This window comes from Bacillus sp. FSL K6-2819 (assembly GCF_038008305.1).
In the GTDB taxonomy this organism is placed as follows: Bacteria; Bacillota; Bacilli; order Bacillales; family Bacillaceae; genus Bacillus; species Bacillus amyloliquefaciens.
Window position 1 is genome coordinate 117,119 of record NZ_JBBOYV010000001.1, and the last position, 14,042, is coordinate 131,160.

Genomic DNA, 14,042 nt, shown 5'->3' on the forward strand with positions numbered 1-14,042 from the left:
AATATTTCTATCTACGTGCGCCGGGGGGATCGCAGTGAATCTACAGAACAACAAGGGAAAATTCAACAAAGTGCAGTTTTGCCAGTTGGAGGACGAGCAGGTCATTGAAAAGGTTCATGTTGGGGATAGTGATGCGTTAGATTACTTGATTACGAAGTACCGTAATTTTGTACGGGCGAAAGCCAGGTCTTATTTTTTAATAGGGGCTGACAGAGAAGATATTGTACAGGAAGGGATGATAGGCTTATATAAGTCTATCCGAGACTTTAGAGAGGACAAGCTCACTTCATTTAAAGCTTTTGCAGAATTATGCATTACCCGCCAGATTATTACCGCTATAAAGACAGCTACCCGTCAGAAACACATTCCTTTAAATTCCTATGTTTCTTTAGACAAGCCTATTTTTGATGAAGAATCAGACAGAACACTGCTTGATGTCATCTCAGGCGCTAAAACGTTAAATCCTGAAGAAATGATTATTAATCAGGAAGAATTTGATGATATTGAAATGAAAATGGGAGAACTGCTGAGCGATCTGGAGAGAAAGGTGCTTGTTTTGTACTTAGACGGAAGAAGTTACCAAGAAATTTCAGATGACTTAAACCGACACGTAAAATCAATCGATAATGCCTTGCAGCGTGTAAAGCGCAAGCTTGAGAAGTATTTAGAAATAAGAGAAATCAGCATGTAGCGGGTTTCTGTGTCATATTGACAGAATTTTTCTGACTGTGCTATTTTATTAAGATAAATGAATGTCTATTTAGGAAAAGGTGTAACGATATGAGAAAAAAGATTACGCTGGCATGCAAAACATGCGGAAATCGTAATTATACGACAATGAAAAGCTCTGCATCAGCGGCTGAGCGGTTAGAAGTTAAGAAGTACTGCAGCACTTGCAATTCACATACAGCTCATTTAGAAACAAAATAGTGTTCGCTTTTTAAATTGTGGAGGTCTTTTACATGCGCATGATGAGTTTCTTTAAAGATGTTGGGAAAGAAATGAAAAAGGTTAGCTGGCCAAAAGGCAAAGAGTTAACGCGCTATACGATCACGGTGATTTCAACGGTTATCTTTTTTGTTATCTTTTTTGCCCTCCTTGATACAGGAATTTCTCAATTAATTCGTTTAATAGTTGAATAATGATCAGCAATACGTGCTATAATAGATCATAATATCGTTTGCCAAAACCCGTTCAGCGGGTTTTTTATTGTGTTGAAAAAAGGATTCATAGGCTCTGCGCCTATTTTTTGTTTTACACTTCATTTTTAAATGCGGGGAGGGAAGGACTGCAGAGTCCTGATAGAATGGAAAAGAATTGGTATGTTGTTCATACGTATTCCGGTTATGAAAACAAAGTAAAAGCAAACCTTGAAAAACGTGTGGAATCAATGGGAATGCAGGATAAAATTTTCCGCGTGGTCGTTCCTGAAGAAGAAGAGACTGATATTAAGAACGGCAAGAAAAAAGTAGTCAAAAAGAAAGTATTCCCGGGATATGTGCTTGTTGAAATCGTCATGACTGATGATTCATGGTATGTGGTCCGCAACACGCCGGGCGTTACCGGATTCGTCGGATCAGCCGGTTCAGGCTCAAAACCGACTCCGCTTTTACCCGGCGAAGCGGAAGCCATCTTAAAACGGATGGGCATGGACGAGCGGAAAACAGACATTGATTTTGAATTGAATGAGACAGTCAAAGTCATAGACGGACCATTCGCCAACTTTACAGGATCAATTGAAGAGATTGATTATGATAAGAGCAAAGTGAAAGTATTCGTTAACATGTTCGGCCGTGAAACGCCTGTTGAACTGGAATTTACCCAGATCGACAAATTGTAATGTGAAAAAACTTGAAATTGCTATATATTAATGATAATATAGCAAAGGTACGTCTTGGACTAATCCAAGGCAGCTAGCTTGATATTTCGTCATTCATATAAAGAATGAAACCTTGAGTGGGAGGGTTTACCCTATTACCACATCACGGACTTAAGGAGGTGTGTCTCGTGGCTAAAAAAGTAGTAAAAGTTGTAAAATTGCAAATTCCTGCTGGAAAAGCTAACCCAGCGCCGCCAGTTGGACCTGCACTAGGTCAAGCCGGTGTAAATATCATGGGATTCTGTAAGGAGTTTAACGCTCGTACAGCTGACCAAGCTGGTTTAATCATTCCTGTTGAAATTTCGGTTTACGAAGACCGTTCATTTACATTTATTACAAAAACTCCGCCTGCTGCAGTATTGCTTAAAAAAGCAGCTGGAATTGAGTCTGGTTCTGGTGAACCAAACCGTAATAAAGTGGCAACCGTTAAGCGCGATAAGGTTCGCGAAATCGCTGAAACGAAAATGCCTGACTTAAACGCAGCAGACGTTGAAGCGGCAATGCGCATGGTTGAAGGTACTGCCCGCAGTATGGGTATCGTTATCGAGGATTAATTTGTTTCTTGTCGGGTTGCGAGTTTTCACAAGTTCGCAACCCTTATTCGTGGGAGGTTATTCCGCTATAACCACATAAGGAGGAAATTTTAAAATGGCTAAAAAAGGTAAAAAGTACGTTGAAGCTGCGAAGCTTGTAGACCGTGCAAAAGCTTACGACGTCGCTGAAGCAGTGGCGCTTACTAAAAAAACAAACACAGCTAAATTCGACGCTACAGTTGAAGTTGCTTTTCGTTTAGGGGTTGACCCTCGTAAAAACGATCAGCAAATCCGCGGTGCAGTCGTTCTTCCTAACGGAACTGGTAAAACTCAGCGTGTGCTTGTATTCGCTAAAGGCGAAAAAGCAAAAGAAGCTGAAGCTGCCGGTGCAGACTACGTAGGCGATTCTGATTACATCACGAAAATCCAGCAAGGCTGGTTCGATTTTGATGTAATCGTTGCGACTCCTGACATGATGGGTGAAGTCGGTAAAATCGGCCGTGTGCTTGGACCAAAAGGTCTTATGCCAAACCCTAAAACAGGAACTGTTACATTCGAAGTAGAAAAAGCAATCGGCGAAATCAAAGCTGGTAAAGTTGAATACCGCGTTGATAAAGCTGGTAACATCCATGTTCCAATCGGAAAAGTTTCTTTCGAGGATGAAAAACTTGTTGAGAACTTCACAACAATGTATGATACAATCCTGAAAGCAAAACCGGCTGCGGCTAAAGGTGTTTACGTGAAAAACGTTGCCGTTACTTCTACTATGGGCCCTGGTGTCAAAGTAGACGCTTCTACTTTCAACGTAAAATAATATTTGACTTTAGATCAGCATTCTGATATGATTCAAAATGTTGTAAAATATAATATGTCATTTATACCGTAGACAGCAGGGGCCGTTGTGGCTTAATATCCTGCCGAGGTGTATATATATCACAGCTATTACGTTACGTATGCTTGTATATACAGCCTCCATGTCCACATGGAGGCTTTTTATATGGAATCGTCGTCACAGTCGTGATCACCTAGCGGTATAAGTGTTACACAAAATCTACAGGAGGTGTAACCATGAGCAGCGCAATTGAAACAAAAAAAGTTGTTGTTGAAGAGATTGCTTCTAAACTGAAAGAAAGCAAATCAACGATCATCGTTGACTACCGCGGACTTAACGTTTCTGAAGTAACTGAACTCCGTAAACAGCTTCGCGAAGCTAACGTAGAGTTCAAAGTGTACAAAAACACAATGACTCGCCGTGCGGTTGAACAAGCTGAACTTGATGGTTTGAATGATGTCTTAACTGGACCGAATGCGATCGCATTCAGTACTGAAGATGTTGTCGCTCCGGCGAAAGTTCTTAACGAGTTCGCGAAAAACCACGAAGCTCTGGAAATCAAAGCGGGCGTTATCGAAGGTAAAGTATCTTCTGTTGAAGAAGTGAAAGCTCTTGCTGAACTTCCTTCACGCGATGGCTTACTTTCTATGTTGCTTAGCGTACTTCAAGCTCCAGTTCGCAACCTTGCACTTGCAGCTAAAGCAGTTGCAGATCAAAAGGAAGAACAAGGCGCTTAATCTGATTTTAACCTAAAATAAAACAAATGGAGGAATTTCAAATGGCTTTAAATATCGAAGAAATCATTGCTTCCGTTAAAGAAGCAACTGTACTTGAATTGAACGACCTAGTAAAAGCAATCGAAGAAGAATTTGGCGTAACTGCTGCTGCTCCTGTAGCTGTAGCTGGCGGAGCTGCTGCTGGCGGCGCTGCTGAAGAGCAAAGCGAATTCGACCTTATCCTTGCTGGTGCAGGTTCTCAGAAAATCAAAGTTATCAAAGTTGTTCGTGAAATCACTGGTCTTGGCTTGAAAGAAGCTAAAGAACTTGTTGACAACACTCCAAAACCACTTAAAGAAGGTATTGCGAAAGAAGAAGCTGAAGAGCTTAAAGCTAAACTTGAAGAAGTTGGCGCTTCTGTAGAAGTTAAGTAATCTTCACTTGCCTGTAGGGGAAGCTCGCTTTTATGAGGCGGGCTTTTTCTTTGCTTTTCTTTAAGTGCCATTAAAAAAGGAGGTTCTAATAATGAGTGAACACTATTATTCAGAAAAACCTTCAGTTAAAAGCGATAAACAGACATGGTCATTTACACTGCGGAACAGATCTTATACATTCACAAGTGACAGCGGCGTTTTCTCGAAAAAGGAAGTTGATTTCGGTTCACGTGTCTTAATTGAAGCGTTTGAAGAGCCTGAAATTGACGGTGACTTCTTGGATGCAGGCTGCGGCTACGGGCCGATCGGTCTGTCGCTTGCCGGTGAATTTACAGACCGGACCGTGCACATGATTGACGTGAATGAAAGAGCCGTAGAGCTGTCAAATGAAAATGCAGAAAAAAACGGAATAAAAAACGTTCGGATTTATCAGAGTGATTTATTTTCAAATATTGATTCTGCTCAAACATTTGCTTCGATTATTACAAACCCCCCAATCCGCGCCGGAAAAAAAGTTGTCCATGCCATTTTTGAAAAAAGCGCTGAGCATTTAAGGGCTTCAGGTGAATTGTGGATCGTTATACAGAAAAAACAGGGCGGGCCTTCTGCCGTTGAAAAACTGAAGGAACTTTTTGACGAAGTTTCTGTTGTTCAAAAAAAGAAAGGCTATTATATCATAAAAGCAAAAAAAGTTTGACTTGAATTTTCAGCTATGTTAATATTGTAAAATGCCAATGTATATATTTTGCATGATATGCTGAATAATCATAGTGCATGTATAAATTATACAAACATGGAAATGTTAATAAAATCGGTATTTGTTTTTGGATGTGGTTTTCTTAATTAGAAACCCTTTTTTCTTTTGTCTTGTAAAAGTATTTCTTCATTGTAAGGGATGCTTATTACACATATAATACGCATGATTTGAGGGGTGAATCAGTTGACAGGTCAACTAGTTCAGTATGGACGACACCGCCAGCGCAGAAGCTATGCTCGCATTAGCGAAGTGTTAGAATTACCAAATCTCATTGAAATTCAAACCTCTTCTTATCAGTGGTTTCTTGATGAGGGTCTTAGAGAGATGTTTCAAGACATATCACCAATTGAGGATTTCACTGGTAACCTCTCTCTTGAGTTCATTGACTACAGTTTAGGAGATCCTAAGTATCCCGTTGAAGAGTCAAAAGAACGTGATGTGACTTACTCAGCTCCGCTAAGAGTGAAGGTTCGTTTAATTAACAAAGAAACTGGAGAGGTAAAAGACCAGGATGTCTTCATGGGTGATTTCCCTATTATGACAGATACCGGTACTTTTATCATCAACGGTGCAGAACGTGTTATCGTATCTCAGCTTGTTCGGTCTCCAAGTGTATATTTCAGTGGTAAAGTAGACAAAAACGGTAAAAAAGGTTTTACCGCGACTGTCATTCCAAACCGTGGCGCATGGTTAGAATACGAAACTGATGCGAAAGATGTTGTGTATGTCCGCATTGATCGCACACGTAAGTTGCCGGTTACGGTTCTTTTGCGTGCTCTCGGCTTCGGTTCCGACCAAGAGATTCTCGATCTCATTGGAGAGAACGAATATCTCCGCAATACACTGGATAAGGACAACACTGAAAACAGTGACAAAGCGCTTCTTGAAATCTATGAGCGCCTTCGTCCCGGAGAGCCGCCTACAGTAGAAAACGCAAAGAGCTTGCTGGATTCCCGTTTCTTCGATCCGAAGCGATACGACCTTGCGAATGTAGGACGCTATAAAATTAATAAAAAGCTTCATATCAAGAACCGCCTGTTTAACCAGCGCCTTGCAGAGACACTGGTGGATCCTGAAACCGGTGAAATTCTCGCTGAAAAAGGGCAGATTCTTGACAGAAGAACACTTGATAAAGTACTGCCATACTTAGAAAATGGAATCGGCTTCAGAAAACTTTATCCTAACGGCGGCGTAGTCGAGGATGAAGTGATGCTTCAATCCATTAAAATCTATGCTCCTACTGATGCAGAAGGAGAGCAGACGATCAACGTGATCGGCAATGCTTACATTGAAGAGGCGATTAAAAACATTACGCCTGCTGATATTATTTCTTCTATCAGCTACTTCTTCAACCTCCTGCACGGAGTGGGCGACACTGATGATATCGACCATCTCGGAAACCGCCGTCTGCGTTCTGTAGGTGAACTCCTGCAAAACCAATTCCGTATCGGTTTAAGCCGGATGGAACGTGTCGTACGTGAAAGAATGTCAATTCAAGACACAAACACAATCACGCCGCAGCAGCTGATTAACATCAGACCTGTTATTGCGTCTATTAAAGAGTTCTTCGGAAGCTCACAGCTTTCTCAATTCATGGATCAGACGAACCCGCTTGCTGAATTGACGCATAAACGCCGTCTGTCAGCTCTCGGACCGGGCGGTTTGACGCGTGAGCGTGCAGGTATGGAAGTACGTGACGTTCACTACTCTCACTATGGACGTATGTGTCCGATTGAAACGCCTGAGGGCCCGAACATCGGTTTGATCAACTCATTGTCATCATTTGCGAAAGTAAACCGCTTTGGTTTCATTGAGACGCCATACCGCCGCGTTGATCCTGAAACAGGAAAAGTAACGCCTAGAATCGACTACCTGACTGCTGATGAAGAGGATAACTATGTCGTAGCCCAAGCGAACGCTAAGCTGAGCGATGACGGTTCTTTCTTGGATGACAGCATCGTAGCCCGTTTCAGAGGGGAAAACACCGTTGTAGCCCGCAACCGCGTGGATTACATGGACGTATCTCCTAAACAGGTTGTATCTGCTGCGACAGCATGTATTCCGTTCTTGGAAAACGATGACTCGAACCGCGCCCTCATGGGAGCGAACATGCAGCGTCAGGCTGTGCCTTTGATGCAGCCGGAAGCTCCGATCGTCGGAACGGGTATGGAATACGTATCCGGTAAAGACTCCGGTGCAGCCGTTATTTGTAAACACCCTGGTATCGTTGAACGGGTGGAAGCGAAAAACGTATGGGTGCGCCGCTATGAAGAAATTGACGGTCAAAAAGTAAAAGGCAACCTGGATAAGTACAGCTTGCTGAAATTTGTCCGCTCCAACCAAGGTACGTGCTACAACCAGCGTCCGATCGTCAGTGTCGGTGATGAAGTAGTCAAAGGAGAAATCCTTGCTGACGGCCCTTCAATGGAGCTGGGTGAGCTTGCTCTCGGCCGCAACGTAATGGTCGGCTTCATGACATGGGATGGTTATAACTATGAGGATGCCATCATCATGAGTGAACGTCTTGTGAAAGATGATGTATACACATCTATTCACATTGAAGAATATGAATCAGAAGCACGTGATACAAAGCTTGGACCGGAAGAGATCACCCGCGATATTCCAAACGTAGGGGAAGATGCGCTTCGCAACCTTGATGACCGCGGAATTATCCGTATCGGTGCGGAAGTCAACGACGGAGACCTTCTCGTAGGTAAAGTAACGCCTAAAGGTGTAACTGAGCTTACGGCTGAAGAGCGCCTTCTGCATGCAATCTTTGGAGAAAAAGCGCGTGAAGTCCGTGATACTTCTCTCCGTGTGCCTCATGGCGGCGGCGGAATTATCCACGACGTAAAAGTCTTCAACCGTGAAGACGGAGACGAACTTCCTCCGGGCGTGAACCAGCTTGTACGCGTATATATCGTTCAGAAACGTAAGATTTCTGAAGGGGATAAAATGGCCGGACGTCACGGAAACAAAGGGGTTATCTCGAAGATTCTTCCTGAAGAAGATATGCCTTACCTTCCTGACGGCACGCCGATCGATATCATGCTTAACCCGCTGGGTGTACCATCCCGTATGAATATCGGTCAGGTATTAGAACTTCACATGGGTATGGCTGCCCGCTACCTCGGCATTCACATCGCGTCACCTGTATTTGACGGCGCGCGTGAAGAAGACGTGTGGGAAACACTTGAAGAAGCAGGCATGTCAAGAGACGCCAAAACAGTTCTTTATGACGGCCGTACGGGAGAACCGTTCGACAACCGTGTATCTGTCGGAATCATGTACATGATCAAACTGGCACACATGGTTGATGATAAACTTCATGCCCGTTCTACAGGCCCTTACTCACTTGTTACGCAGCAGCCTCTCGGCGGTAAAGCCCAATTCGGCGGACAGCGTTTCGGTGAGATGGAGGTTTGGGCGCTTGAAGCTTACGGCGCAGCTTACACGCTTCAAGAAATCCTGACTGTGAAGTCTGATGACGTGGTCGGACGTGTGAAAACATATGAAGCCATCGTCAAAGGCGATAATGTTCCAGAGCCTGGTGTTCCGGAATCATTCAAAGTATTGATCAAAGAGCTTCAAAGCTTAGGTATGGATGTAAAAATCCTCTCAAGTGATGAAGAAGAAATAGAAATGAGAGATCTAGAAGACGAAGAAGATGCGAAACAAGCTGACGGCCTTGCATTATCAGGTGATGAAGCGCCGGAAGAAACAGCATCTCCAGACGTTGAACGTGACGCAGTAACTAAAGAATAGTCTCTGATTGATAAAGGCAAGTGACATCGGTTAATCCGAAGATAAAAAGGGAGGTAGGCCCCTTGCTAGATGTGAACAATTTTGAGTATATGAACATCGGTCTTGCTTCACCGGATAAAATCCGTTCATGGTCTTTTGGTGAAGTGAAAAAGCCTGAAACGATAAACTATCGTACGTTGAAACCTGAAAAGGACGGCCTGTTCTGCGAACGCATTTTCGGACCGACTAAGGACTGGGAATGTCATTGCGGCAAGTACAAGCGGGTTCGTTATAAAGGCGTAGTTTGTGACCGTTGCGGAGTTGAAGTAACGCGGGCTAAAGTCCGTCGTGAGAGAATGGGGCATATTGAACTGGCTGCCCCGGTTTCTCACATTTGGTATTTCAAAGGTATTCCGAGCCGTATGGGTCTTGTATTGGATATGTCACCGCGTGCGCTGGAAGAAGTCATTTACTTTGCTTCTTACGTCGTAACTGACCCGGCCAATACACCGCTCGAAAAGAAACAGCTTTTATCTGAAAAGGAATACCGTGCGTATCTGGATAAGTACGGAAACAAATTCCAAGCCTCTATGGGTGCGGAAGCCATTAATAAACTTCTGCAGGACATCGACCTCGTCAAAGAAGTTGATATGTTAAAAGAAGAGCTGAAAACCTCTCAAGGACAGCGCCGTACGCGTGCGATCAAACGCCTTGAAGTGCTTGAAGCCTTCCGTAATTCAGGAAACAAGCCGTCTTGGATGATCCTCGATGTGCTTCCGGTTATTCCGCCTGAGTTAAGACCGATGGTTCAGCTTGACGGCGGACGTTTCGCAACGTCTGACCTGAACGACCTTTACCGTCGTGTCATCAACCGTAACAACCGTTTAAAACGTCTGTTAGACCTCGGTGCTCCTAGCATCATCGTTCAGAACGAAAAACGTATGCTTCAGGAAGCAGTCGATGCTCTGATTGACAACGGACGCCGCGGCCGTCCGGTTACCGGACCGGGTAACCGTCCGCTCAAATCTCTTTCTCATATGCTGAAAGGGAAACAAGGGCGTTTCCGTCAGAACCTTCTCGGTAAACGTGTAGACTACTCAGGACGTTCCGTTATCGTCGTAGGTCCGCACCTGAAAATGTATCAGTGCGGATTGCCGAAGGAAATGGCGCTTGAGCTCTTCAAGCCATTCGTTATGAAAGAGCTTGTTGAAAAAGGTCTTGCTCACAATATCAAGAGCGCAAAACGCAAAATCGAACGCGTGCAGCCTGAAGTATGGGATGTACTTGAATCTGTCATTAAGGAGCATCCGGTCTTACTGAACCGTGCCCCTACGCTTCACAGATTAGGTATCCAGGCTTTCGAACCTACGCTTGTTGAAGGACGCGCCATCCGTCTTCACCCGTTAGTATGTACAGCTTATAACGCTGACTTTGACGGTGACCAAATGGCGGTTCACGTACCTTTATCAGCTGAGGCTCAAGCTGAGGCGCGCATTCTGATGCTTGCGGCTCAAAACATCTTGAACCCTAAAGATGGTAAACCGGTTGTTACGCCGTCTCAGGATATGGTATTAGGAAACTACTACCTGACGCTTGAGCGCGCCGGAGCAGTCGGCGAAGGCATGGTCTTCAAAAATACGGACGAAGCGCTTCTTGCTTATCAAAACGGATATGTTCACCTTCATACGAGAGTAGCCGTTGCGGCGAACTCCCTGAAGAATGTGACATTTACGGATGAGCAACGTTCAAAACTGTTAATTACAACAGTCGGTAAGCTGGTCTTCAATGAAATTCTTCCTGAGTCATTCCCTTACATGAATGAGCCGTCGAAGAGCAACATTGAAGAGAAAACACCTGACCGTTTCTTCTTAGATAAAGGTGCTGACGTAAAAGCTGTGATTGCAGAGCAGCCGATCAACGCACCGTTTAAAAAAGGTATTCTGGGTAAAATCATCGCGGAAATCTTTAAACGATTCCATATCACGGAAACGTCTAAAATGCTTGACCGCATGAAAAACCTCGGTTTCAGATATTCAACGAAAGCCGGCATCACAGTAGGGGTTTCTGATATCGTCGTTCTCGATGATAAGCAGGAAATTCTTGAAGAAGCACAGAGCAAAGTTGATAATATCATGAAACAGTTCAGACGCGGTTTAATCACTGAAGAAGAACGTTATGAAAGAGTTATTTCAATTTGGAGTTCAGCGAAGGACGTTATCCAAGGCAAACTGATGAAATCATTAGACGAAGTCAACCCGATTTACATGATGAGTGATTCAGGAGCCCGTGGTAACGCATCTAACTTTACGCAGCTTGCGGGTATGCGGGGTCTGATGGCCAACCCGGCTGGACGAATCATTGAATTGCCGATCAAATCAAGTTTCCGTGAAGGTCTGACAGTATTGGAGTACTTTATCTCCACTCACGGTGCGCGTAAAGGTCTTGCCGATACCGCCCTGAAAACAGCTGACTCAGGTTACCTGACACGCCGTCTTGTTGATGTTGCGCAGGATGTTATCATTCGTGAAACAGATTGCGGAACTGACCGCGGTATTCTTGCAAAACCGCTTAAAGAAGGTACGGAAATCATCGAGCGTCTGGAAGAGCGTCTGATCGGACGTTTCGCCAGAAAACAGATCAAACATCCTGAAACGGGTGCTGTGCTCATTAACGAAAACGAATTGATCGATGAAGATAAAGCGCTGGAAATCGTTGAAGCAGGAATCGAAGAAGTGTGGATCCGTTCTGCGTTTACATGTAACACTCCTCATGGTGTATGTAAACGATGCTACGGACGAAACCTTGCAACCGGAACCGACGTTGAAGTCGGCGAAGCAGTAGGCATTATCGCCGCCCAATCTATCGGTGAGCCTGGAACACAGTTAACAATGCGTACGTTCCACACAGGCGGGGTTGCCGGAGACGATATCACACAAGGTCTTCCGCGTATCCAAGAGCTTTTCGAAGCGCGTAATCCGAAAGGTCAAGCGACGATTTCTGAAATTGACGGTACAATTGCCGAAATCAATGAAGTCCGCGACAAACAGCAGGAAATTGTTGTTCAGGGCGCTGTTGAGACACGTTCATACACGGCACCTTACAACTCACGCCTGAAAGTGGCTGAGGGTGATCAGATTACCCGCGGCCAAGTCCTGACAGAAGGTTCTATCGATCCGAAAGAACTTCTTAAAGTCACTGACCTGACAACGGTTCAGGAATATCTTCTGCATGAGGTTCAGAAGGTTTACCGTATGCAGGGGGTTGAAATCGGCGATAAACACGTAGAAGTAATGGTTCGCCAGATGCTTCGCAAAGTCCGTGTGATCGATGCCGGAGATACTGATGTTCTTCCTGGCACATTGCTTGATATTCACCAATTCACAGAAGCGAACAAAAAAGTGCTGCTTGAAGGCAATCGACCTGCTACAGGCCGTCCTGTCCTTCTCGGTATCACGAAAGCTTCACTTGAGACAGATTCATTCTTGTCTGCCGCATCATTCCAAGAAACAACACGCGTTCTTACAGATGCTGCGATTAAAGGCAAGCGTGATGAACTTCTCGGCCTGAAAGAGAATGTTATCATCGGTAAACTGGTTCCGGCCGGTACCGGTATGATGAATTACAGAAAAGTAAAACCTGTTTCAAACGTTCAGCCTGCGGAAGATATGGTTCCGGCTGAATAACATAAACTGCTGCGGGAAGGCTGTTTCGACAGCCTTTCCTCAGTATTACATTTATTCTTGCGGCGGACTGCACTAAAAAATGTCATACGATGTTGACATCCGTTCCGCAGAGTGATAATATAACCAAGGTGCTCGAAATAAAACCTGTTACTTTGGAGGATATGTTTATGTCTTATGATAAAGTATCACAGGCCAAATCAATTATTATTGGTACGAAGCAAACAGTGAAAGCTCTGAAACGAGGTTCAGTGAAGGAAGTCGTCGTGGCAAAAGACGCGGATTCAGTTCTTACGGCTGGCGTTATCCAGCTTGCAAAGAACCAAAACATCGCTGTCTGTATGGTGGATTCCATGAAAAAGCTCGGCAAAGCCTGCGGAATTGAAGTGGGAGCAGCAGCTGTTGCCATTATGTTATAGCGTACTTTTTGTTTTTATATAAGATTTCAATCTTGTGTAAAGACATTGTTTTTTGCCTAATGATGAACCACCTGGGTATGTGGGTTATAAAACGTAATGAAGGGAGGAACACAACATGCCTACAATTAATCAGCTAATTCGCAAGGGACGCGTGAGCAAAGTTGAAAACTCTAAGTCACCTGCACTAAACAAAGGATACAACAGCTTTAAAAAAGAGCACACTAACGTATCTTCTCCACAAAAACGCGGGGTATGTACTCGTGTGGGTACAATGACACCGAAAAAACCGAACTCAGCACTTCGTAAATATGCTCGTGTTCGTTTGACTAACGGAATCGAGGTTACTGCCTACATTCCTGGTATCGGTCACAACCTGCAAGAGCACAGCGTTGTACTGATCCGCGGCGGACGTGTAAAAGACTTACCGGGGGTACGCTACCACATCGTTCGTGGTGCGCTTGATACTGCCGGAGTTGAAAACCGTGCGCAAGGCCGTTCTAAATACGGTACTAAACGCCCTAAAGCAAAGTAATCAAATAAATCATTAAAACTATGAAGGGAGGATATTCAGATGCCACGTAAAGGTCCTGTAGCAAAAAGAGACGTTTTACCTGATCCGCTTTACAACTCTAAGCTTGTATCCCGCCTGATCAACAAAATGATGATCGACGGTAAAAAAGGTAAATCTCAAACAATCCTATACAAGTCATTCGATATCATTAAAGAACGCACTGGCAATGATGCAATGGAGGTTTTCGAACAAGCATTGAAAAACATCATGCCTGTACTTGAAGTAAAAGCACGCCGTGTAGGTGGAGCTAACTACCAAGTGCCTGTAGAAGTTCGTCCTGAACGCCGTACAACTCTTGGTCTTCGCTGGTTGGTTAACTATGCGCGTCTTCGCGGAGAAAAAACAATGGAAGAGCGCCTGGCTAACGAAATTCTTGATGCAGCTAACAACACTGGTGCTGCCGTTAAGAAACGTGAAGACACTCACAAGATGGCAGAAGCGAACAAAGCATTCGCTCACTACCGCTGGTAGGATTTA

14 protein-coding genes and 1 other annotated feature are annotated in these 14,042 nt (G+C 44.3%); all 14 genes read left to right on the forward strand.

The annotated features are described in order from the left end of the window. Positions 1 to 34 precede the first annotated feature (34 nt). Positions 35 to 691 carry an RNA polymerase sporulation sigma factor SigH gene (gene sigH, locus MHH91_RS00640; RefSeq protein ID WP_014469614.1) on the forward strand — a complete coding sequence of 219 codons (657 nt, stop codon included), beginning with the start codon at positions 35 to 37 and terminating at the stop codon, positions 689 to 691. An 89-nt stretch (positions 692 to 780) separates the two neighbouring features. Beyond that, positions 781 to 930 (forward strand): 50S ribosomal protein L33, encoded by a 150-nt coding sequence (rpmG, locus tag MHH91_RS00645; protein ID WP_003156421.1) that lies wholly within the window; start codon positions 781 to 783, stop codon positions 928 to 930. Positions 931 to 962: 32 nt separating this feature from the next. Next, entirely contained in the window at positions 963 to 1,142 is a 180-nt protein-coding gene (gene secE / locus MHH91_RS00650) for a preprotein translocase subunit SecE (protein WP_003156422.1), read from the forward strand. A 164-nt stretch (positions 1,143 to 1,306) separates the two neighbouring features. Then, positions 1,307 to 1,840 carry a transcription termination/antitermination protein NusG gene (gene nusG, locus MHH91_RS00655; RefSeq protein WP_013350804.1) on the forward strand — a complete coding sequence of 178 codons (534 nt, stop codon included), beginning with the start codon at positions 1,307 to 1,309 and terminating at the stop codon, positions 1,838 to 1,840. 167 nt (positions 1,841 to 2,007) lie between these two features. Next, entirely contained in the window at positions 2,008 to 2,433 is a 426-nt protein-coding gene (gene rplK / locus MHH91_RS00660) for a 50S ribosomal protein L11 (RefSeq protein WP_003156430.1), read from the forward strand. Positions 2,434 to 2,527: 94 nt separating this feature from the next. Next, entirely contained in the window at positions 2,528 to 3,226 is a 699-nt protein-coding gene (rplA, locus tag MHH91_RS00665; protein WP_013350805.1) for a 50S ribosomal protein L1, read from the forward strand. Between the two features lie 48 nt (positions 3,227 to 3,274). Beyond that, positions 3,275 to 3,417 (forward strand) — a sequence feature (ribosomal protein L10 leader region). Between the two features lie 63 nt (positions 3,418 to 3,480). Beyond that, the gene (rplJ, locus tag MHH91_RS00670) at positions 3,481 to 3,981 is read left to right on the forward strand and encodes a 50S ribosomal protein L10 (RefSeq protein ID WP_013350806.1); all 501 of its coding nucleotides are present in this window, start codon (positions 3,481 to 3,483) and stop codon (positions 3,979 to 3,981) included. A 41-nt stretch (positions 3,982 to 4,022) separates the two neighbouring features. Continuing rightward, positions 4,023 to 4,394: a 50S ribosomal protein L7/L12 gene (gene rplL / locus MHH91_RS00675; protein WP_003156436.1), complete on the forward strand. Its 372-nt coding sequence runs from the start codon at positions 4,023 to 4,025 to the stop codon at positions 4,392 to 4,394. A 91-nt stretch (positions 4,395 to 4,485) separates the two neighbouring features. After that, positions 4,486 to 5,091 carry a class I SAM-dependent methyltransferase gene (locus MHH91_RS00680; protein WP_013350807.1) on the forward strand — a complete coding sequence of 202 codons (606 nt, stop codon included), beginning with the start codon at positions 4,486 to 4,488 and terminating at the stop codon, positions 5,089 to 5,091. 243 nt (positions 5,092 to 5,334) lie between these two features. Next, the gene (rpoB, locus tag MHH91_RS00685; RefSeq protein ID WP_013350808.1) at positions 5,335 to 8,916 is read left to right on the forward strand and encodes a DNA-directed RNA polymerase subunit beta; all 3,582 of its coding nucleotides are present in this window, start codon (positions 5,335 to 5,337) and stop codon (positions 8,914 to 8,916) included. A 62-nt stretch (positions 8,917 to 8,978) separates the two neighbouring features. Beyond that, entirely contained in the window at positions 8,979 to 12,578 is a 3,600-nt protein-coding gene (rpoC, locus tag MHH91_RS00690) for a DNA-directed RNA polymerase subunit beta' (RefSeq protein WP_014471357.1), read from the forward strand. Positions 12,579 to 12,745: 167 nt separating this feature from the next. Then, a complete protein-coding gene (locus tag MHH91_RS00695; RefSeq protein ID WP_013350810.1) occupies positions 12,746 to 12,994 on the forward strand; it encodes a 50S ribosomal protein L7ae-like protein in 249 nt (82 codons plus the stop codon). Positions 12,995 to 13,109: 115 nt separating this feature from the next. Then, entirely contained in the window at positions 13,110 to 13,526 is a 417-nt protein-coding gene (gene rpsL / locus MHH91_RS00700; protein ID WP_003156445.1) for a 30S ribosomal protein S12, read from the forward strand. 39 nt (positions 13,527 to 13,565) lie between these two features. Further along, the gene (rpsG, locus tag MHH91_RS00705; RefSeq protein WP_003156447.1) at positions 13,566 to 14,036 is read left to right on the forward strand and encodes a 30S ribosomal protein S7; all 471 of its coding nucleotides are present in this window, start codon (positions 13,566 to 13,568) and stop codon (positions 14,034 to 14,036) included. Positions 14,037 to 14,042 lie beyond the last annotated feature (6 nt).

Excerpts from the sequence above, each read along its gene's own strand:
- rplA (WP_013350805.1), top strand. The coding sequence starts at position 2,528 with ATGGCTAAAAAAGGTAAAAAGTACGTTGAAGCTGCGAAGCTTGTAGAC.
- nusG (WP_013350804.1), top strand. The coding sequence starts at position 1,307 with ATGGAAAAGAATTGGTATGTTGTTCATACGTATTCCGGTTATGAAAAC.
- rpsG (WP_003156447.1), top strand. The coding sequence starts at position 13,566 with ATGCCACGTAAAGGTCCTGTAGCAAAAAGAGACGTTTTACCTGATCCG.
- rpsL (WP_003156445.1), top strand. The coding sequence starts at position 13,110 with ATGCCTACAATTAATCAGCTAATTCGCAAGGGACGCGTGAGCAAAGTT.
- rpmG (WP_003156421.1), top strand. The coding sequence starts at position 781 with ATGAGAAAAAAGATTACGCTGGCATGCAAAACATGCGGAAATCGTAAT.
- rplL (WP_003156436.1), top strand. The coding sequence starts at position 4,023 with ATGGCTTTAAATATCGAAGAAATCATTGCTTCCGTTAAAGAAGCAACT.
- rplJ (WP_013350806.1), top strand. The coding sequence starts at position 3,481 with ATGAGCAGCGCAATTGAAACAAAAAAAGTTGTTGTTGAAGAGATTGCT.
- MHH91_RS00680 (WP_013350807.1), top strand. The coding sequence starts at position 4,486 with ATGAGTGAACACTATTATTCAGAAAAACCTTCAGTTAAAAGCGATAAA.
- MHH91_RS00695 (WP_013350810.1), top strand. The coding sequence starts at position 12,746 with ATGTCTTATGATAAAGTATCACAGGCCAAATCAATTATTATTGGTACG.
- secE (WP_003156422.1), top strand. The coding sequence starts at position 963 with ATGCGCATGATGAGTTTCTTTAAAGATGTTGGGAAAGAAATGAAAAAG.